Source organism: Opitutus sp. sgz309028 (genome assembly GCF_059821195.1).
On the sequence record NZ_JCAMRR010000001.1, the window covers coordinates 405,633 to 427,022 of the forward strand.

Genomic DNA, 21,390 nt, shown 5'->3' on the forward strand with positions numbered 1-21,390 from the left:
AACTCGAGTGCGCCCCTCCCGCGATGCGACCTCTCAGCGATTAGCGACCGCTCCGGCGACCGGGCGGCAAAAGGCCGTCTCCGGCACCGGCTGACGCACGAATCCAGGACCACTCCATTCCAACGTCGCGGACCGGCTGGCGTCTGCGCCACGAATCTCCGCCAGACGAAACGGATGCAGCCCTGCCTCAAGGCGGATGGTTGCACTCCGTTCGAAGCCGCTGGAATAGCCGTAGTCGGCATCGAGCACCAGCGCGTCGTGGAGTCGGAGCACTGCCCCCGTATCAGTCTTCAGATAAAATCGATACTCACCGTCTGTCGGAATCCGAAGGTATCCAGCAAACAACACGCCTCCGCCACGGGCGTCCGGAACGCCAGCGAGATCAGGGCGGCCCGCCGCGCCGGTCGCGATCGGTGTCATGCCAGTGAAATCCGGCACCCACGGAAACGCGCCGCGATACTGCTGCCAGCTCACGCCCGGCGTGGTTTCGATGGCTGGCAACGCGGGCACGAGCGCCTCGTCGTAAGGACGTGGCGCGGTCGCTTCCGGTCGGCGGTGCCGCAGCGCAGCGTCGCGCAGCTCGCGACGAAGCCCCGCGAGCCGCGGGTCGTGCGCCAGGTTCCTCGTTTCGCCCGGATCGTCGGTCACGTTGTAGATCTCGAAGTCGTCATCCGCCGACTGCACGTCGTAGCGCACGCCCACGTAATCGCCCCACCGCAGCGCCTGCATCTGCTTGCGCACGCGATTGCGCCGCTCCGGTTCGAAATCCGCATACGCCGGCGTCCGTCCGTCGAATTCATATTCAAAATACAAGGCGTCGCGCGGGCGTGACGGCACGCGTCCTTCCAACTCGGGCAACAGCGAAACGCCGTCGGTGCGAGCCGGCGGCGGTAGGCCGGCGACATCCGCGAGCGTGGGCAACCAGTCCCACTGGGCGCTCGGGCGCGCGAGCACCTGACCCGCCGGAATCTGATGCGGCCAGCGCACGAGCGTCGGCACGCGCGTGCCGCCTTCCCAGAGATCGCGTTTGATGCCGTCGAACGGACCGTAGCTGTCGAAAAATTCCGGGGAGTAATTCATGCCAGGAATCTGCGCCTCGTCGGCGGGTCCGTTGTCCGAGGTGAAAACGACGAGCGTGTTTTCGTCGATTTTGAGGTCTATAAGCAGCTGGAGCAGGTCGCCCACGCCGTCGTCGATGCGCCGCACACTCGTCGCGTGTCGCCGATAAACGTCCGGCCACGGCTTCTCCGGCGTGGTCGGATCGCCGTCGTCGTCGTAACGCCCCGCAGCCACCTGCGGATGCACCCACGAGTCGATTTTCCCGGACGCGGTGTTGATCATGTGACCCGGTTCGCCGAGCCACTGCACTCCACCCTTGAGCCCGCCCCCTGCGGGATACGCCTGCGTCGGCAGTTCCAGCGCACCGTGCGGCGTGTCGTAGGCGAGATAAAGGAAGAAGGGTTGTCCGGGCGCGGCGGCGGTGTGATCGACGATGAACTTCTTCGCCCGCGCGGTGAACAGATCGGCCGTGTAGCATTTGTCGAGGTCGGCAGTGACGTTGGCGCGTCCCTCCCACATGCGCACCGGTCCGCGACGCTTCGCCTTCTCCTTAAAATACGGCGCCTCCTTCGCGTAATGTTCGTGTCCGTCTACGTGGCGCAGCAGTCCGTAATAATAATCGAAACCGCGGTTCAGCGGATGCGCCGGCGCATCGGGATCGGCGCCGCCGTCGCTCATCACCGGCTGCCCGTGCAGGCCCCATTTGCCGATCGCGGCGGTGACATAACCGGCGCGCTGCAGCACGGTGCCGAGCGTGTGGTTGTCCTCGATCGCCTTGTCGAACTGGTTGTCGCGAACATTGGCGTGGCCCTGCGTCACACCGAGCATGAGCGACGCGCGGGCCGGCGCACAGACGGGCGCGCCGGCGTAATGACTCGTCAACCGCACGCCTTCCGCCCCCAGCCGGTCAATCGCTGGCGTCGCAAAGTGCCGCTGACCGTAGCAGCTCAAATCGCCGTAGCCGAGATCGTCGGTGAGGATGAAAATGACATTCGGCGGCGCCGCGGCTGCGGCCGACGCGAGAACCGACAGCAGGGCCAGATCGCGCCACCGGCGCCGCGCGGTCGCGACGAAAGCGCGTAACACAGAGAAGGACGAAAGAGACATCGGGCGTGACGGGTGCGGTGAGCCGGCGGCGGGCGGCTTCAACGAGCGTTGCGAATCGCCGCGAGCCGGGTGCGGAGCTCGTCCAATTTTTCCGGATACTTGGCCGCGACGTTCGTCGTCTCGGCCGGATCTTCCGCGAGGTTGAACAGCGAGTCCTCGCGCAATTGCGCATCGACGAAGCGGCGGTCAGCCGGGTTCGCGCCCGACCCCACTTGCGACGCGCGATGCTGCACGCCTTTCGGGATGAATTTCCAATCGCCGGAGCGCAGCGCGAGGATGTTGGAGATGGCCTGCTGCACGATCTCGGTGCGCACCGCCGCCCCCGGCTCTCCGCGCCACACCCGCAACTGGTCGAGGCTGTCGACACCGGCGCCCGCGGGGAGTTTTTGTCCCGTCAGCGCCGCGCAGGTGGCGAGCAGGTCGTTGAGGCCGATCATGCGTTCGTCGACGCCCGGCTTCACGTGGCCCGGCCAGCGAACGATAAAGGGCACGCGCGTGCCGCCTTCATAGGCGAGATACTTCCACCCGCGCAATCCGCCGGCGGGTTGGTGATCTCCCGTGCGCTCGGCCGCGTGATCCAGATAGCCGTCGAACAACACGGGGCCGTTGTCGCTGGTGAAGATGAACAGCGTATTCTCGCTCACGCCGGCGCGGTCCAGTGCGGCGAGCACCTCGCCCACGAGCCAGTCGAGCTGCACGATCGCGTCACCGCGCGGACCGAGGTCGGTCTTGCCGACAAAGCGCGGATGCGGCGCCCGCGGCACGTGCGGATCGTGCGCGCCCAGCTCGAGGAAGAACGGCCCCGACTTGTGCGCCGCCACGAACGCCGACGCCCGGCGCGCGAGCGTGTCGGCAATATCCTCGTCGACCCAGCGGGCCGACTCGCCGCCGCGCATCGAACCGATGCGGCTGATGCCGTTGACGATCACGCCGGAGTGCTGCGCGTCAGCGCCCATCTTGAGCAGATCCGGCCGCTCCGCGCCGGTCGGCTCGGAGTTCACGCGCTCGCGATAACTCACCTGAATCGGATCGGCCGGATCGAGCCCGTGCACGCGGTGATCTTCTATGAACACCGTCGGCACGCGATCGACCGTCGCCGGGATATAGAAAGCGGAATCGAAACCGATCTCCAGCGGACCCGGCCGGATCTCGCCGTTGAAATCCACGGGCTGCTGTCCATCGCCGAGACCGAGGTGCCATTTACCCACCAGCCCGGTGGCATAGCCGGCCTGCCGCAGCAGTGACGGCACCGTCACGCTGCCCGGATCGATGCAGAGCGGATCGTCGCCATCGAGAATGGCGGTTTTCTTGTTCGTGCGCCGCCAGGCGTAACTGCCGGTGTGCAGCGCGTAGCGCGCCGGCGTGCAGGTCGAGGCCGGCGCATATGCGTGCGTGAAACGCCGCCCCTCACCGGCGAGCCGGTCGATATTCGGCGTGGAAATCGCCGTCGCGCCATAGCACCCCAGATCGCCGTAACCCAGATCGTCCGCGATAATCAGTACGATGTTGGGCAGTGGTTCGAGCTTCGCGGCTTCGAGTCGATGAAGGGCGCCCAGGGCAAGCGGGACGGTAAGCAGGGCGAACGAGAAACGAAGCTTCATGGTGATATCGCGGTTGGGCCGGCTTCTTCGTCGAAGCGGGAAGCGGCGTGGCGGGGCGGTGTGCGCGTAACTGACCAGCGTTCGCACCGCGATACCAGCCACGCCTCATTCAAGTGTTGAATACACGCCCCGCCGCGCGATTCATGCCGACCCGCATCCGCGCGACGCGCGACCGCCGACGCCTCAGGCCGGCTGCGGCGTGGGCCAGCGATCCACCCGCGAAAGGCGCATCGCCCAGATCACGCCTACGACACCCACGAGCGCGGCCACGAAATAGCACACACGATACGAGCTCACCATCGTGGCCAGAAAGCCCGTGAGGATCGTGGCGACGCTGGTCACGCCCGCGCGCGTCATTTGCACGGCCGCGAAAATCGAGCCGCGACGCGCCGGCGGCGTGTTGTGAAACAGCAGCGGCAAAACCGGCAGGTGCACGCTGACCCACGCGATCTTGAAACCCACGAGACACGCCGTGAGCGTCACGATGTCCTTCACCCAGAATACAAACGCCAGCTCCACGAGCGCGAGCAGGACGAAGCCTACCGCCAACACCGCTCGCGCGCCGCAGCGGTCGATCAACATGCCGATCGGGTAAGCGCACGCCAGACCGAGCACGAGGCTGCCCGTCATGGTCCACCCCAGCGCTGTCATTGAGAGTCCCAGCGTCTCCGTCACGAAAAGCGCATGCAGCATCTCGGTGAGCGCGTGCGACACCAGCACCGCGCTCGCCACGATCGCCACGTTCCGCGTTTGCGGATCGCGCAGTTCCGCCAGCGGTCGCCACGGCGCATAACGCTCCCGCGGGGGCAGCGCCGCCGGCGCGCGCTCCCGCAAATATCGTTTCGCCACCACCCAGGAAACCGCCACGAACACCATCGCGCCCAGATAAGGATAAAACTCGTGCCGGTCCGCCAATGGCACAAACACACAGGTCATCGCAAATGTCGCGAGCGTCGACGCGATCATCCGCACGCCATTCGCCCGCCCGATTTCGCCCGCGACAAACGTGTCGCCATACAGCGGGTCGCCCGAGCCGTAGCAAATGTCGAGGAACACCTGCAGCGCCAGATTCACCAGGAAGAGCAGCGCGACCGCCGCCAACGTCGTCGCATACTCCGCCGGCACCAGCATCGGCAGCGCGCCGAGCACGCCGACCGACACCAACGTCGCCGGCCACGCAAGGCGCAGCAGCGCACCGCGGCGGCCAGGCAACCGGTCACTTTTCCACGCCGCGTAGGGTTGAATCAAAAAACCGCACACGCGGTTCGCCGCCACCATCACGCTGATCAACCAGACGCTGTCCGTGAAATGCCGCGCGGTGATCGGCAGCAAACTCGCGCTGAGCGCGTCCACCGTCGACGCTCCAGCCATCATCGCGCCGAGACGAATCATCGTCGGCAGCGATTGCGCCGCGGCTCGCGTGGGGGTAACGGACATAACGGGGTCGGCGGACAATACGCATACGAGCGCGAAGGTCTATTCAGAAGGCGACCGTTATTTGTTCCCGTTTCCCCGTTTTGACATTCCGGACGATCGCGGTCGCCGAGTGCGGACCCGCCCCGACTTCTCCGAGCGTCAGCAAGCGATAACGGTCCGCACCATTCGGCGCGCGTGGCTGCCGATCCTCGACCAGCACCGGCTCCCGCTCCTGCCCGTCCACCACGAGCGACTCAAACGTCGCCAGTTCTCGATGCGGCGCAGGTTGCGTCAACTGCCACGCACAGCGCAGCCGGAGCGCGATTCCGCGATCCGGCCGGCCCTGCTCGAACTCGTCTTCGGGCCGCAGCACCACGAGCGACGCGAGCGGACGCCGCACCGCCGGCGACTCGCCCCACCAACGCCAGGCGTTTTCACGTGCACGCACAAACTCGAGCACGTCATCGGAGCCGGCGTGCATCCACGTCTCGTCCCGGCTGACGGGATCGTGACGCACCGCCACCGTCCAGTTGCGCTCCAACGCCTCGAGCCACGCGTCCCACGTCGGTTCGCGGCCGAGGAAAAGCGTGCGATACCCCGCGGTCATGTCGCTCCACCACCACGGCTCAGACCCGTGCGCATCCTGCAGCGCCACCCACGGGATCTGTCCGCGCCAGCGATGAAGGAAAGGCTCCGTATTCGTGAAATCCGGATTGCCGAAATGAAACGTGCTGATCGCCGCGAAGCCGCCGCGTGCGACGGAATCGTCTAGCAACAAACGCGCGAACTCTTCGTTTTCCCCGAACTGCCAGAAGAACCGGCCGCGCGCGCGCATCACTTCCCCAATTCGCGTCTCGCGATACTCCCGCCAGCTCGTCGCCTCCGGCTTCTTCATCGGGCGGCCGAAGTCCACCCCCGCGGGCGCGAATAAATCGCTCGTGTGGCTGTAGGTGCCGAGGCCCGGCACATCCACCCACGTGCCATACTCCTCGTTGGCGACGAAGAACTGCACCGGCGCGCCGCGCTCGCGCGCGATTGCCTGCGCGCGTTCGATCCAGCCGGGTTTCGCATTTTTCGCGCCCCAGAGATCGATCTTCAACGCCGCCGCCAGCGCCACCGCCTCCGACGGACTGCCGGTGCCGTGTGCTTCCAGTTGCGCGGAGAAAATTTTCAGATCCGGCGGCAACGCGACGCGCTTGCGCGCCGCCGGTCGTCGCAGCGACTCCAGCGCGTCGAGCGCGCCGAGCGCATCCAGGGTTTCAAGCGCGCAATACGTCGCGAGCGGATTGCTTTGCCAGCCGGGTTGATCGCTGAAACCGCCGTCCGCCGTCGCGAGCGAAAGCACCCAGGCGACGCACGCGTCGCGATTCTTCGGCGCAGCCCCGAGCAGGCGCAACGCCACCGCCGCCGCGCGCGTGTAAGCGATGTCCTCCACGCCGGCGAACGCGGGCTGCGGTTGATACGTGAAACCGCCGCCGGGGCGCTGACACGCCTGCAGCCACGCCGTGGTTTCAGCACGCAACTCGTCGGCACCGCCGAGCAGCTGCGCCGCGCGCAAGCCCCACAGGGTGTTCATCGCATGGCCGTCGCCGCCTTCCGCCGCCGGCGTGTTGTTGTAGCTGCCATTCGCCCGCCGCCGCGTGCGCACGTAATCGGTGAACGCCGGCGCGAGCCGTTCCAGCGGCAATCCCAGCAATGCATGACACTGCACGAGTCCGGTCTCCGACTGAAAGATGGGATGGCCGTGCCGCTCGTATTGGCGGTAGTAGTTCTGCGGGACAACGATCGCCGCGATTCTCTCGCGAAACTCCCCGAGGTCCGCGCCGAGCCACGCCAGCGCCTGGATCTGCTGGTATTCGAAGATGCGCCGCTCTTGTTCCAGCTTCTTCAGTTCGCGCGGGTGATGCGTCCGCACAAACTCGATCAACCGATCCCGTCGCGGAACCTCGGTCCCCAGGATCCGATAACACGCGATCGCCGCAAACGTGGGCGTGAGATGCGACCGCTGCTGATCCGCGAAGGCGTAACCGTGATCCGGCCGCGCGAGGCTCTCCAGATAATCGAGCACGCGCCTTTGCCCGCCCGCGGTGTCACTCGCACCCGCGGTTTGAGCCAAGGAACGCGGCAGCAGCCCGACGATGCCAGCGGCCGCGAAGCCTTTCAGCAGCTCGCGTCGCGTCGATCCCGCCCGAGGCACCGTCTCGCTCATGAGGTTTCGCCCTGCGCTGCCGCCGGCTTTGCCGGAGACGCCCGGCGTGGACGCGGCGTCTCGTCGATCGGCCACACCGCACTGTCCGTGCGCGCGGTCCGGAAAAACTCCGTGAACCACGCGACTTCGTCCGGATGCTTCGCAGCAACGTCGCGCGTTTCCGACGGATCCGCGGCGAGGTCGTAAAGTTCGATCGCTCCCTTCGTGCCATGGCGCACGGCCTTCCAGTTTCCGCGCCGCGACGCCTGATCGAAACCGCGCTCGTGAAACTCGAAATAGAGCGGCGGATGTTCGACTTTAGCCGACGGATCCAACAGCGCCGGCAGCACGGACACGCCGTCGACCGCGTTCGGAGGTTGCTGGCCGACGAGTTCGCCGATCGTCGGCAGGAGATCGTAGAACGTCCACACCTGCTCGCTCACCGTTCCCGCCGGAATTTTCCCCGGCCAGCGCGCGAGGCTCGGCGAGCGGAGACCGCCTTCATACATGTCACGTTTATAGCCGCGCAGGTCGCCGGAGTGCCGGAACAGTTCGTCGCGATGCGCGGCGCCGTTGTCGCTGCAAAAGAAGACCAGCGTGCGCTCGTCGATCCCGAGTTCCTTGAGCAGATCGAACATCCGGCCCACATCGCGATCGAGGCGCGTGATCATCGCGGCGAGTTTCTTGAGGTTATCCGGCCACGGCTCGTCCGCATACGGTCCGAGATCCGGCACCTGCAGCTTGGCATGCGGAATCGTGAACGCCGCATAGAGGAAAAACGGCCGGTCACGATTGGCGCGGATGAAACCCAGCGCTTCGTCGGCGATGAGATCGTGCGAATACGTTTTCCCGTCCAGCTCCACGCGCTCGTCGTTCCGCCACAGGTGATCGGGATAATACTCGTGCGCGCGCAGCTGGCAGTTGTAGCCAAAGAAATAATCGAAGCCCATGCGGTCGGGCGTGCTCGTCGAGCCGGGATGACCAAGGCCCCATTTGCCGGTGCAACCCGTGGCGTAGCCCGCGCGCTGAAACAAATGCGCGACGGTAAACGTATCCGCCGGCATCGGCTGCTGGCCCTCGGGCTTGATCTCGCGATTGCCGCGGATCGCCGCGTGGCCGTTGTGCATGCCGGTCATCAGACTGCAGCGCGACGGCGCGCACACCGTCGCGCCCGCATACGACTGCACGAACTTCATGCCTTCCGCCGCCATCCGATCGAGTCGCGGCGTCTGGATGAGTTTCTGACCGAACGCGCCGAGGTCGCCGTAGCCGAGATCGTCCGCGAGGATGAAAATTACATTGGGGGGCATCGACGGAGCAGCGGGGGCGAGGGCAACAAGGGCGAGGAATAGGGCGGAGACTCGCAATTTCATGGGCAAACAGGCAGACGAAGCGGCGCGGTGAGGTGAAAAACCGGCGTGGCGATCGAACCCGTCGCACCGCGGCCGAGTTGTGCCGCGACGACGCCGCGCGGCGCAATTCGGGCGTCGTTCAATTCGTTGCACTTTCCGAAAGCGCGCGGCGCTCCCCGCCACGGAATCGTTGCATTCAACGAATTGAATAATCCACCCGTTGCGTCCCTCTTTCCGCGGTATACGACGCTCACGCCCCCGCCCTACCATGAATTTTGTCCCGTTTCGCACGTTCGGCGCCCTGCTCGGCGTCACCACCTGCTGCCTCGCCGCGTCCGCGGCGGAGGTTTTCCAAGTCACCGCCGAAACCCGCGCCGCGCTACCCGGCGGCAAGGAAGCCGATGGCATGATCGGCGACTGGCTCCTGCGCAACGACCGCGTCGTCGCCGTCATCGGCAAAACCGCCGACTGGCGCGACGCCAACCAGATGGTCGAAGGCGTCCAGGGCGCCGTGCTCGATTTCACTTCGCTCGCCGACAACAACGACCAGCTCGTCGTGCTCTACCCGATGGGCTACCGACCCACCGGCGTGTCGGCGAATCGCGCGGAGGTCCGCCGGGCTAAGGGCAACGTTGCCGAGCTCGCCGTGATCCGCGATCCGAGCCCCGAGGAACCGTATCGCACCACGACGATTTATCGGCTGCGCGACGGCGAAGCGTTTCTCCACCTCCGCACGATTCACGAAAATCCGTCCGATGCGGCGGTCACCGTCGTCGTGCGCGACTGGCTGCGGCTCGACAACGATCTCGTCTGCCCGCAGGAGCCGGGCGAACATCCGGTGATCGCGATGGACAACCCGTGGTTCGACGCCGCTTACGGTCTCGTCGCGAGCGACGGCCGCGCGCAAGCCACGGTGCGCGATCTCTCGCGCCGCAATCTCCGCGATCTCGGTTCGCTGGTGCATTATCCCGCGCTCACGCCCGACGCGAAGGCCGAGTATTCGCTCGCCCCTGGCGAACGGCTGGAGGTTTCCCGCTACCTCGTCGTTGCCCGCGACATCGCGGGCGTGCAACTCGCGGCCGCCGACGCGCTCCAGCGTCCCGCGTCCGCCGTCGTGCTTCACGTCACCGAAACCGACGGCTCCCCCGCGCCCGGGGTGCGTTGCCACGTCACGCGCGACGGCAAGTTCTACTCCTCCGCCATCGCCAATGCGCGCGGCGCCGTGCGCCTGCCACTCGCGGATGGAAACTACGAGGTTGCGTGCGAGCAGATCGGCCGCGAAGCGCTGACGTTTCCGCTGGAAATTTCGGGCGGAAAACCCGTCGGCGAAACGAAGCGCGCGCTGCCGGCGCGAAGCTTCCTCGCGCTCGACGTCGCCGAGACCGGCTCGGGTGCGCGTCTCCCGGTGAAGATCGAACTGCGCGGCCGTGGCGACACGCCGAATCCGTTTCTCGGCCCGCAAAAACGGGCGCATGGCGCGGCGAGCCTCTTCTACAGCGCGCGGGGCACGGACACGTTTCCCGTTCCGCCGGGCGATTACGCGGTGCACGTTTCCCGTGGTCCGGAATTCGAGCTTGAGGTCGTGCCGGTGAAGGTCACCACCGGCGAGACGACGCGCGCGACCGCACGTTTGCGTCGCGCGTTCACGACGCCCGGCTGGATCACGGCGGATTTCCACAACCACTCCACCGGCAGCGGCGATTCCGCGGTCGAGCAGCAGGCGCGTGTGCTCAATCTTGCCGGCGCCGGGATCGAGTTCGCCCCGGCCACCGAGCACAATCGCATCTCCACCTACACGCCGACGATCGAGGCGCTGGGGATCGGCCGCTACATCGCGTCCGCGCCGTCGATCGAGCTGAGCGGACGCCCGGGCCCGGGCGACATCAATCACCAGATCGCGTTTCCGCTGCAGATCCGCCCGGAGTTGCAGGGCTACGGCGCGCCGCGCACCGACGTCGATCCGGGCGTGCAGATGCGGCGCCTCTTCGAGCTCGACGACCGCTCGCCGAAGCTGATGCAGCAAAATCATCCGAACATCGGCTGGCTCTATTTCGACCGCGATCGCGACGGCGTCGCCGACGGCGGTTTCGGCACGCGCGAGATCACCGACGTCATGGAAATCCGCGAAGCCATGCACACGCTCCTCGCCGACACCGCCCCGGACAATCGCGACGAACACCGCGGCCGCGCGTTCCACTGGCTGCAGATGTTGAATCAAGGTGATCGCATCTACGGCACCGCCAACACCGACTCGCACAACGTCAGCCCGGTGAGCGGATCGGTGTTCAACTACGTGCGCGTCGACGACACCGACATCTCCCGCCTCGATCCCTGGGTCGTGGCGCGCGCGGCGAAGCGCGGTCACGTCGTGATGAGCAACGGACCGTTCCTCGACGTGGCCATCGGCGACGCGATTCCTGGCGACGACGTCACGGCGACCGACGGCAAGGTGAACGTGACGATCAAAGTTTACCAGGCCGGCTGGTCGCGGATCGATCGCGTGCAGGTGCTCGTCAACGGCCGCCAGCTCCCCGCAGCCAATTTCACGCGAGCGCATTCGCCCGAGGCGTTTCGCGACGACGCCCTGCAGTTCGAGTGCATCGTTCCCCTCACGTTCGAACGCGACGCGCACCTGATCGTCGTGGCCACCGGCGAAAACGAAACCATGGCGAAGTTGTCGAGCGGACCGTTCGGCAAATTGCGTCCGATCGCGGTGGCCAATCCCATCTTCGTCGACGTCGACGGCGGCGGCTTCACCGCGAATCGCGACACGCTCGGCCTGCCGCTGCCCGACGGCAAACCGCGCAAGGGCGAACGCGGCAAAGATAACGATTGAGTCCGCCCGCGCGCGGCCACGCATTCAGGTTTTCCGACGAGGCTTCCCATGGCGTCCAACAACATCGGCAAACCGATCGTCACGCAGCAGATGATCGCCGACGCGGTCGGCGTGCACCTGTCGACGGTCTCGCTCGCACTGCGCAACGATCCGCGCCTGCCGCCCGCGACGCGCCAGCGGGTGCACGACGCGGCGAAGCGGCTCGGCTATTCGCCGAACCCGCTCGTGTCGCTGCTCCTCTCGCGCGTGCGCCGGCGCAGCGCGGGTTATCGCGGCACGCTGGGCTTTCTGCACACGATGCCGGAAGCGACGCCGCGACTGCGCGGACACGTTCACCGGAACTATCTCAAAGGCGCCCGCCGGCGCGCGGCCGAACTCGGCTACAACATCGACGAGTTCTTCCTCAGCCCGCAGCTGCCGCCGCGGCGATTGCTCGAGATGCTGCACACGCGCAACATCACCGGCCTGATCGTTTCGCACATGGCGAGCCCGCTTTGTCCGAATCGCACGCTGCCCTTCGAAATCGATTCGCTCGCCGCCGTCTGCCTCGGCGTGCCGCTCGCGAATCCACAGATCCACTACGTCGCCAACGACCAATACATGCGCGCCGTCCTCGCCGCGCGCGAAGTGCTCGCCCTCGGTTATCGCCGGCTCGGGCTCGCGCTCGGGGGTCACTTCGACAGCGCGATGTCGCACCGTTGTTCCGCGGGTTTCTGGGCTGTGCAGGAATACACCGCCGGAGTGGCGCGGATTCCCATTTGCCATGGCGCCGACGAATCGCCGGAGACGTTTCGCGCCTGGCTCGAGGAACACCAGCCCGACGTCGTCCTCGGCACGCATCCGTCGATTCTCGAGCTGCTGCAGAAATTCGGACGCCAGATCCCTGACGACCTCGGCTGGGTGCATCTCGATTGGCTGCCGGAATACGGCACCGACGCCGGCATTCACGGCAACAGCAGCGACATCGGCGCGGCCGCGGTGGAATTGGTCGTGTCCCAGATGCACCGCGGCGAATTCGGCCCGCCCGCGCGCGCAATGAACTACTTTGTCTCGGGCACCTGGCATCGCGGGAAAACTGTCCGCCGCGTCGGTCCGCCGCTCGACCTCGACACGTTCTTTTTCGCCGATCTGCTGCGCGCCTGATCGCGACGCGGCGCGGCCGATTTCGCGACGCTCTCCTCTTTTGCTCTCATGATGCCCCGATTCGTCCTTCTCGCTGCGGCGTTCGCTATCGCCGCGCTCGCCTCGTCCGCCGCCGCCGTCTCCGCCTCGCGCCCCAACATTCTCTGGGTCGTGCACGAGGACACGACGTTCAACTACTCCGGTCCTTACGGCGACGCCAACGCGCGCACCCCGGTCCTCGATCGCCTCGCAAAAAACGGCGTCACCTACACGCGCGCCTATTGCCCAACGCCGGTCTGCGCCCCCACGCGCGCCAGCATCATCACCGGACGTTACGCCGTGTCGCTCGGCGCGCAGCACATGCGCAGCCACAATCCCCTGCCGGACGGCGTGAAATTCTTCCCCGAGTTTCTCCGCGACGCCGGCTATTTCTGCACCAACGCCAACAAGACCGACTACAACACGTCCACGCCTTTCGCCGCCGCATGGGATCGCAACGATCGTCAAGCCAGCTGGCGCGACCGCGCGCCGGGGCAACCGTTTTTCGCCGTCATTAACTTCGCGCAATCGCACGAGAGCAGCCTGCATTCGCGGCAGCCGCTGACCACGGATCCGGCGCGTGTGCGCGTGCCCGCCTATCTGCCCGACACGCCGACGGTCCGTGCCGACCTCGCGCAGTTCTACGATCGCGTCGCGGCCGCCGACGCAGCCATCGGCCGCACGCTCGACGAGTTGGCCAAAGACGGACTCCTCGAAGACACGATCGTCTTCTATTACGCGGACAACGGCGGGAGCGTGTCGCGCAGCAAGCGCACGCTTTACGACAGCGGCACGCACCTTCCGCTCGTGGTTCATTTTCCCGCCAAATTCCGTCACCTCGCGCCGCACGCCGCGGGCACCCGGACCGACGAACTCGTGAGTCTCGTCGATCTCGCGCCCACCGTCCTCAGTCTCGCCGGCGTGCCGTTGCCGGCGCAGTTCCAGGGCCGCGCCTTCGCCGGCCCCGCGCGCACGCCCGCGCCCGCGGTACTACCGATGTTTCGCGATCGAATGGACGAGCGCTACGAACTCTCGCGCGCCGTCGTCGACGGAAAATTCCGCTACCTCCGCAACTACCTCCCGGATCAACCGTGGGGCCAGTTCCAAACCTATCAATGGAAACAGGCCTCGCAGCAGGAGTGGGCGGAGCTGCACCACGCCGGAAAACTCAACGCCACGCAGCGCGCGTTTTTCGAGCCGAAGCAGGTCGAGGAACTTTACGACGACACCGCGGATCCGGACAACGTTCACAACCTCGCCCGCGATCCCCGCTACCGCGCCACGCTCGAGCGACTACGCGCCGCGCTCAACGCCGACCTGCTGAAACTGCACGACACCGGTTTCATGCCGGAGCCAATGATGCTCGCGCGCGCCGCGGACCGCTCGCCCGCCACCGCGTTGGCCGACACCTCCGTTTATCCTCTGGCGGAAACGATCGCGTTCCTCGACGACGTCCAGCTCGCCGACGCACCGCCGTCCGACCGACTCGCCGACGCGCTTCACGCGCCGTCACCGCTGCTGCGTTATTGGGGCGCGGTCACCGCCCGCCGAACGAAGGTGCTGCCGGCAGATTTCACGAAGCTCCTCCAGGATTCCGATCCGGTCGTGCGCGTCGCCGCCGCCGAGACGCTCCTGCTGCGCGACACGAACGCCGACGCGTGGCGCGTGCTCGCCGACGCACTCCACGCCACCGACGCGCCCATGCTCCCGCTCTTCACGCTCAACGCCCTCGCTCATCTATCGCGGCCATATCCCGCGGCGGTTTCCGCCCGCGTGCGAACGCTCGCGCGACCCGGCGAAGAGGTCAAAGCCGACGATCTGGTCGTCCGCGCCGCGCGGCCGCTAGTGGAACGCTGAGCTGGACTCATCCAGTAAGAGACCGCTCAGCGCGCGGACGCCCGCCGAAGGATCACCTTGGCGAACGAATACGGCGGGAGCGTCAGTCGCACGGCGTCCTGCGTGCGCTCGACCGCGAGGTCGTGCACCGCCAGCGGGCCGGCGGAAGCGTCGCTGCGATTGAATGCCACCGCATCGATATCGCCGAACGTCTCCAAATCGGGAATCGCGATGGCGAACGTCGAAGCCGGTTCGTCGGCGCGCTTGTTGAGCAGATAAACCGTCACGTCGCCGTTCGCGCTGCGCGCCGCGACGCAGGTCACCCACTCGGCCGGCGCATTTCCCGTCACGCCCACGCGCAACTGCGTGCGACCCGGCAGATCCGCGACGAGGCGAAACATTCCATGAACTTTGTTAGGTTGAAATGCGGCGGCAGGATCGGAGCTCAGCAGCGCGCGGCTCCACTCGGCACGTTCCCAATGCAACGGCCAGAACGCGGCGAGCTTCATCCCGGACTGCACCAGTTGCAGGAACTGCTCGCTAACCATCAACGCCGCCTCGGCCTGCGTCGGCGGCGTTCCCTGGCGCACAGGTCCGATGTTCCACTCCAGCACCGCGAGCTCGATGTGAGGATGACCGGCGTCGGCGAAAAGTTTCCGGTAGAACGCACGCTGCTCGGCATATGGCCGCGTCTGCTGGTGCGTCATGCGCGGCTCCGCCATCCAGTTCGCGAACGTCGCGTTGCCATGCCGCCAGTAAAAATGCAGGTCCACGAAATCGATCTGCGCGCCCGCCAGCTCCACGACGCCGCGCACGTAATCCGCTTTCTTCGGTGACGGATGCAGGTTGGCGATGAGCTTGATCTCCGGATCGATCGCTCGCAGCGCGGGCGCGTAGAGATTGATCTGCTCCGCGTATTCTTCCGACGTATACGTGTAGTTCGCGTCGGGCTGATACGGCTCGTTGTCGAGGTAGTAGTATTTGACGTGCGCGCCGCGCGCGAGGCAGTGACGCACCAACGCCTCCGCCTCAGCGATGCCGTCGGTCACGCGATCGTATTTTTTTCCCGAGCCCAGATTGATGCCGACGAGCGGCGTGATGCCCCGCAGTGCGACGTAATCGAGATACTCGTCGAGACTCATCGTCGCCGACTCCGGCAGGTTCTTCGCCGGATCGTAGTCCGGCGCCCAGCTGTCTTTCCATCCCGGCACGGTCGGTTCGCGCCAATGGTAAAACGTCGTCACCGTCCCCGCCGGATAACGCACTACGCCGGCATTGATCTCCGCCAGCAACGCCGGCACCGGGCCGCGCCCGCGCTGCCATTGTGCGTCCGGTTCGTTCGAATAGATGGCGTTGAACCCCATCAGCTCGCGCGAGACGACGCCGAGCTCTACCGCGGGATCGATCTCGACGCGATACTCCGCCGCGCCCGCGCTCGTCGCGACGCACAGCAGCAACACCGGGAGAAAACCACGCATCACGCTCATACGCTCGAGATCGATTTCAGTTTAGTTTGTAGGGCGGGGGGCTCCCGGCCCCGCCGCCTCCGCTGCCGCCCGCGTCTCCCCCACCGCCCTGCCCGCGATACCAGCTTTGCGGAATCTCGTCCGGCACGCGCAGCTCGCGGCGCAAACGCGCCAGCTCTGACGTGAGCTGCTCGCGGGTTTCACGATACTCGGGCCCTTCGTAAACGCTCCGCAACTCCTGCGGATCACTCTGCAAATCGAACAGCTCAGGCGCAAAACGCTCGGCCTCGGGCCCGAAGAACTGCACGAGTTTGAACCGATCCGTCACCACGCCGTAGTGCGGCTGCACGCGATGCGGCTGGGGAAACTCGTAGTATTGATAATAAAAGGACGTGCGCCAGTCGTCCGGTTTCTCGCCGCGCAACAGCGGCAGGAGGCTGCGGCCCTGCATCTCCGCGGGCACCGGCACGCCGGCGGCCTCGAGAAACGTCTCCGCGAAATCCAGATTCGAAACGAGGTGACGATCCACGCGCCCCGGCTCGATCACGCCCGGCCAGCGCATGAGTAGCGGCGTCCGCAACGATTCCTCGTAGATCCAGCGTTTGTCGAACCAGCCGTGCTCGCCCAGAAAGAAGCCCTGGTCCGAGGCGTAGACCACCAGCGTGTTTTCGGCCAGGCCTTCCCGCTCCAAATAATCGAGCACGCGGCCGACGTTTTCGTCCACCGCGCGGAGCGTCGCGAGATAATCGTGCAGGTAGCGTTGATACTTCCAGCGCACGAGGTCGCGTCCCTGGGGGTTCTCGGCGCGAAACGCCGCATTACGCGGCTCGTAATACGCGTCCCACTCCGCGTGAAACCGCTCCGGTAGCTTGTGCGGACGGACCAGCTTAAGGTCGCGCTCGTTCATCGTCGCCGCGATGGTCATGTCCTGCTCGTGCTCGGCGGGACCGCGTCCTTCGTAGTCGTCGAACAACGTCGCCGGCTCCGGATAAACGCGATCGCCGTCGGCATGGAGGTGCCGCAGCGCGGGCAGCCATTCCCGATGCGGCGCCTTGTGCTGGCACATCAGTAGAAACGGCTTCGATTTGTCGCGCTGTTCCAACCAGTCGAGCGCCACGTCCGTGACGAGGTCCGTCACGTAACCGTCGACCTGGATTCTTTCCCCGTTCCGAATCATCGGCGGATCGTAGTAGTCGCCTTGATTCGGCAGGACTTGCCAGAAATCGAAACCGGTCGGATCGGAACCGAGGTGCCACTTTCCGACGATCGCAGTCTGATAGCCGGCGCGCTGCAGCAGTTTTGGAAAGGTCGTCTGCGAGCCGTCGAAGCGCGCGTTGGGCGCGTTGTTCGTGAAGCCGTTGATGTGATTATACGTGCCGGTCAGCACCGTCGCCCGGCTCGGTCCGCAAATCGAATTCGGCACGACGCACCGATCGAAGCGGATGCCGTCGCGCGCGATTCGATCCAGATTCGGCGTAACGAGCAGCTTCCGCGGATCACCGTAGGCGCTGATCGCCTGATACGCGTGATCGTCGGAAAAGATGAACACGATGTTCGGACGCCGCGCCGCCTCCGCGGCGTCGACGCCGGCCAGGGCCAGCGCCGCGCCGAGACCTGCGAAAAGAACGTTGGGGTGCATGCAACGACGGTTCATCCGAGGGTGGCGCGCAGGCGAGATCCAAACCCGCGGACGAGCCGCGAGTGGACCGCGCCACGCTTAGAAACGAAACGTGTTGGTCCAAAACACCTGCGTGAGCGGCGGCACGCGCACGACCGCGACCTGACCGTCGGGATTGGTCCAGACCGGGATCGGAGCGCGCGAACCGAACGCATCGCGGATGTTGAGCTGCGACTTCCATTGGACGCGACCGCCCAGGATTTTTCGCGAATAGCCGAAGAACAGATCGCCGCGCACTTCCGGGTTCGAGAAGAACGCCTGATCGAGCAGCGGCACCGGGCTGCCGCTTTCGTTCGGCGCCGTCGGATAACCGGTTGCGACCTTCGATTGATAACGCGCGGCGCCGCCGAAGCTGAAGCCTTTCAGCCAGCCGTCACGGAAGGTGTAGTTCGCGATGAAGTTTGCGCGGTATTTGCGCTGCTCGAGCGAAACGGTGCCTTCCTTCGCCGCTTCCGCGGCGAGCAGCGAGGTGACGGCGTTGCGATAACGCGTCGCGAAGGTGTTGGGTTCGTCCGGGGAATCCGGGACGTCCTTCGTGTTGTAGAGCGGCGACGCCTGCAGCAGCTGGAGCATCTCGGCGCTGTATTTCTTCAGATCCGGCGCGAGGTTCGTCTGCACCGTCTCCTGTTTGGCGATGTTGAGCGCGAGGCGAAGGCTGCGCGTGGGATTGGCCACGAGTTCGAACTCCCAGCCTTTGGCGAGGAAGTCGCTCGTGGCGACGAGACCCTCGATGTCGTTGAAGCGCGGTTCCGGCAGCCCGTTCACATCCTCGATGCGATAGTCGGTCTGCGCGCGAATCGCCTCCGGCTGCAGGCTGAAGATGTGCTGGTAGATCTTGTCGGCCGAATCGAGGCCGGCGGCCACGAGCGCGGGGTTGAACGCGGCGATCGCGTCGGCCTCGCTCGTAAAGTTCGGATCGTCCCGCCAGTTCGCGAACGCGGTGATGTAGCGCTGCGCCCACGTGCGCGGCAGCGTGACGATCGCGTTGCTCGCCGAGTTCAACGCACTGTAGGTCGAGCCGGCGACCTTCGTCTCGAAGAAGTTCATCCGCGCGGAGTATTTGCCTTCGAACAATTCGAGGATGCCGCCCCACTCCCGCGTTTCGCCGCTCGGCGACGCGAGCGTATCGCCATCGAGATTACGCCGCGCGCCGATCGGTTCGAAGTTTTCGGATCCGTTCACGAACAGGCGCAGCTCGGCGCCCAGCGGCAGCTTCGGCAGCAGCTTTTCCGGATACACGCCGACGACGCTCCACGTCAGCGAGCGCGCGACCTCCTTCGGCCCGATCGGATCGCCGCTCAACACCGTGGACGCGGGATTCCATTCGCCGTCGTCGAACCGGAATTCCGTCGTCGGATCGCCGTCGTTATCGTAATCGACCATCTCGTAGATCGTCTGCGAATCCTCGCGCCAGCCGACCAGGCCTTTGACGTGACCGCCGAGCAGATCGCTCTGCCAGCTGACGATCTTCGAATCGAGCTCGGTGCGGCCGATCGTCTCGTCGGCGAGGTAACGCCGGACGTAAAAGTTCCCGCTCTGAACCGAACCGTTCGCGCCGGGCGACCAGTAGTAGAGTTGATATTTCTCGCCGGCCTGCGGCAGCCGGTCCTGGACCTGGCGAAGACGGACGTCGCCGGGATTGGTCACGCCGGTGAGATCGTCGCTCAGAAAAAACGCGCTGTGGACGAGTCGGTTGCCCTGATTCACCAATTGGTTGTTGGTGATCGCGGCCACGTTGATCTGGTCGCTGTCCCAGCCGAGGTTGCTGACGGAATTGCGGAAGTCGTAGCGCTGCCCGATGTAGGTGCCGGTGAAGGTGTGCTTACCGATCCACCACGCGAGCCGCTCCCCGCCGGGGAAGTCCTCGCCGTTGAGTTTGAAATAGGCCTGTGCGCGCTGGGCTTCGCGATCGGTCACGCGCTTGCGCCAGGGCGCGCCGCGCTCGCGCACCATGGCGCGGCCGGCGTTGGGATTGAGGAATGCCTCAGGCTGGCCGTCGCCGTTCTGGTCGGCGGTGACGTAGAGCACCTTGTTGACGTCGACGTTGATGTCGGCCTGGCCGGTGCCGCCGCTCTGGCCGCCGCCGAACGGCAGCCACGCGTCCTGCTCGTAATCCTGCGCGTCGAACGCGAGTTCGAGACCTGCGCGATAATCCCAGAGGCTCTGCTCGAGGGTCACGTTGAGCACATCGAAATCGCGCCGGCGAAACCCGTTGTCGCCCGCGAGCAGCAGATTGTAGTAATCGAACACATTCCGATCGACGGACTGCGCGGTGAAATTGGGATAGACTGGGAGACCGAACAGATTGCGCGAGGCGGCGTAAGTCATGTCACCGCTCACACCGAGCGCGTTGCGCGCCGCGACCGGCAGCTGGCTGTAACGCAGCGTGCCCATGCCGCCCTGCTGACCCGCGACCGACGCGGCGCCGCCGCCGTAGTTCGGATAGAACAGCGCCATCTGCAGAAACCACGCGGAGATGTAGGGGCCGTTGTTGAATCCGCTTTGGCCGTTGGGCAGCCGGCGATCGACGATACGCTGCGGCACGAAGGTGCCGTTGGTCAGAAACCCGGACGCGGCCTGGCCGGTGTAGGACTGAAAATCGGTGTCCGACGGCAGCGTCCACCAATTCGTGAGACCGTCGTTCGGCGGCAGCTGATTCGGCGGATTGCCGTCCGTCTCGCCGGTTTCGAAGCTGGCGCGGAGCGTGGTGTTGCCGAGGACCTCCCCTCGCTTCCCCTTGTGCAGGACGGCTTGGACGCTGGCGTAGAGGCGGCGGTTTTCCTCGAACGCAGGGCGTTGACGATACTCGGTGTTTTCGTTGACCGCCGCCAGGCGCACGCCGAGCCGGCCCGCGATGATATTCTGGTTGATGTCGACCGTTTCGCGATGCGAGCCGTGCTGGCCGATCCGGAACGACACTTCTTTGAAATTGCGACCGAACACCGGCATCACGGTGGCATTGTTGATCACACCGCCCGCGCTGCCGACGCCGAAGAGGAGGCTGTTCGGGCCGCGGTTGATGGTGACGTTATCCGTGTTGTAGGAGTCAAACGGAATGTCCGTGAGGAAGTAGTTGCGGGAGAGCTCGGCCCGCGCGAGACCGCGCACGCGCTGATTGCTGTTCGGATTTTCGCGCTGATCGCTCGAGTCCGGCCGGCCATCCGCGACCGGACTGCCCGCGAAATTTCCGCTCAACCCGCCGACTTCCGTGCCCGTCGTGTAAGTGAGCAGACTCTGCGCGCCGCTCGCGCCGATGTCCTCCATGAATTCCTTCGTAACGACCGAGATCGCCGTGCCGATGTCTTTCAGGGGCGTGTTCAGGCGCGTGCCGGCGAGGGTGTTCGTCGCCGCATAGCCGTGGGTGGATTCGGAGGTGACGACGAAGGGACTCATCTCGACGATTTCGTCGTCTGACTTGGGGAGCAGGTCTTCCGCAGCGGAGGAACTCTGCGCCTCCAGCGAAACCGTCAGCGTCGCGCTCAACGCCGCGAGGGCGGCAGCGCGCCGGACTGAACTGAGCAAGGAGTCGGAGGAAGTCGCGCTGCGGGGGAGGAGCGGGGGATTCATGTGGCGTGGGTCAGGGTTGTGCTCTTCCCGGCGATGGCAGGATCGAGATGCGCAGGGCAATCAAGCAGTGCCGGGGGAGGGCTCGCCCACGCTGCGAATGCCCCCGGAGCAAGCAACACGCGC

At 65.8% G+C, this 21,390-nt stretch carries 11 protein-coding genes; 3 read left to right on the forward strand and 8 right to left on the reverse strand.

Annotated features, from left to right (window positions below):
- Positions 1–33: 33 nt before the first annotated feature.
- From AC6RV7_RS01615 to AC6RV7_RS01635, 5 genes are all read right to left on the reverse strand, one after another.
- Positions 34–2,145, reverse strand: coding sequence for a sulfatase-like hydrolase/transferase (locus tag AC6RV7_RS01615; RefSeq protein ID WP_500092145.1), 2,112 nt, complete (start codon positions 2,143–2,145; stop codon positions 34–36).
- A gap of 59 nt (positions 2,146–2,204) precedes the next feature.
- Positions 2,205–3,767, reverse strand: coding sequence for a sulfatase family protein (locus AC6RV7_RS01620; RefSeq protein WP_500092146.1), 1,563 nt, complete (start codon positions 3,765–3,767; stop codon positions 2,205–2,207).
- A gap of 183 nt (positions 3,768–3,950) precedes the next feature.
- Entirely contained in the window at positions 3,951–5,204 is a 1,254-nt protein-coding gene (locus tag AC6RV7_RS01625; RefSeq protein ID WP_500092147.1) for an MFS transporter, read from the reverse strand.
- 43 nt (positions 5,205–5,247) lie between these two features.
- Positions 5,248–7,392 (reverse strand): prenyltransferase/squalene oxidase repeat-containing protein, encoded by a 2,145-nt coding sequence (locus AC6RV7_RS01630; protein WP_500092148.1) that lies wholly within the window; start codon positions 7,390–7,392, stop codon positions 5,248–5,250.
- Positions 7,389–8,681: an arylsulfatase gene (locus AC6RV7_RS01635; protein ID WP_500092149.1), complete on the reverse strand. Its 1,293-nt coding sequence runs from the start codon at positions 8,679–8,681 to the stop codon at positions 7,389–7,391. The genes AC6RV7_RS01630 and AC6RV7_RS01635 overlap by 4 nt, the downstream gene beginning before the upstream one ends.
- A gap of 310 nt (positions 8,682–8,991) precedes the next feature.
- On the opposite strand from AC6RV7_RS01635, the gene AC6RV7_RS01640 reads away from it, so the two are divergent.
- The 3 genes from AC6RV7_RS01640 to AC6RV7_RS01650 are packed head-to-tail and all read left to right on the forward strand — an operon-like array spanning position 8,992 to position 14,577.
- A complete protein-coding gene (locus AC6RV7_RS01640) occupies positions 8,992–11,559 on the forward strand; it encodes a CehA/McbA family metallohydrolase (protein ID WP_500092150.1) in 2,568 nt (855 codons plus the stop codon).
- A 48-nt stretch (positions 11,560–11,607) separates the two neighbouring features.
- On the forward strand, positions 11,608–12,702 hold the full coding sequence (locus AC6RV7_RS01645) for a LacI family DNA-binding transcriptional regulator (RefSeq protein WP_500092151.1): 1,095 nt from the start codon (positions 11,608–11,610) through the stop codon (positions 12,700–12,702).
- A gap of 48 nt (positions 12,703–12,750) precedes the next feature.
- Positions 12,751–14,577 (forward strand): sulfatase family protein, encoded by a 1,827-nt coding sequence (locus AC6RV7_RS01650; RefSeq protein WP_500092152.1) that lies wholly within the window; start codon positions 12,751–12,753, stop codon positions 14,575–14,577.
- Positions 14,578–14,603: 26 nt separating this feature from the next.
- Here AC6RV7_RS01650 and AC6RV7_RS01655 read toward each other — a convergent pair whose 3' ends face one another.
- The 3 genes from AC6RV7_RS01655 to AC6RV7_RS01665 form a co-directional block, all read right to left on the reverse strand.
- Entirely contained in the window at positions 14,604–16,043 is a 1,440-nt protein-coding gene (locus AC6RV7_RS01655) for a hypothetical protein (protein ID WP_500092153.1), read from the reverse strand.
- A gap of 16 nt (positions 16,044–16,059) precedes the next feature.
- Positions 16,060–17,661, reverse strand: coding sequence for a sulfatase family protein (locus tag AC6RV7_RS01660; RefSeq protein WP_500092154.1), 1,602 nt, complete (start codon positions 17,659–17,661; stop codon positions 16,060–16,062).
- Between the two features lie 78 nt (positions 17,662–17,739).
- On the reverse strand, positions 17,740–21,267 hold the full coding sequence (locus AC6RV7_RS01665) for a TonB-dependent receptor plug domain-containing protein (protein ID WP_500092155.1): 3,528 nt from the start codon (positions 21,265–21,267) through the stop codon (positions 17,740–17,742).
- Positions 21,268–21,390 lie beyond the last annotated feature (123 nt).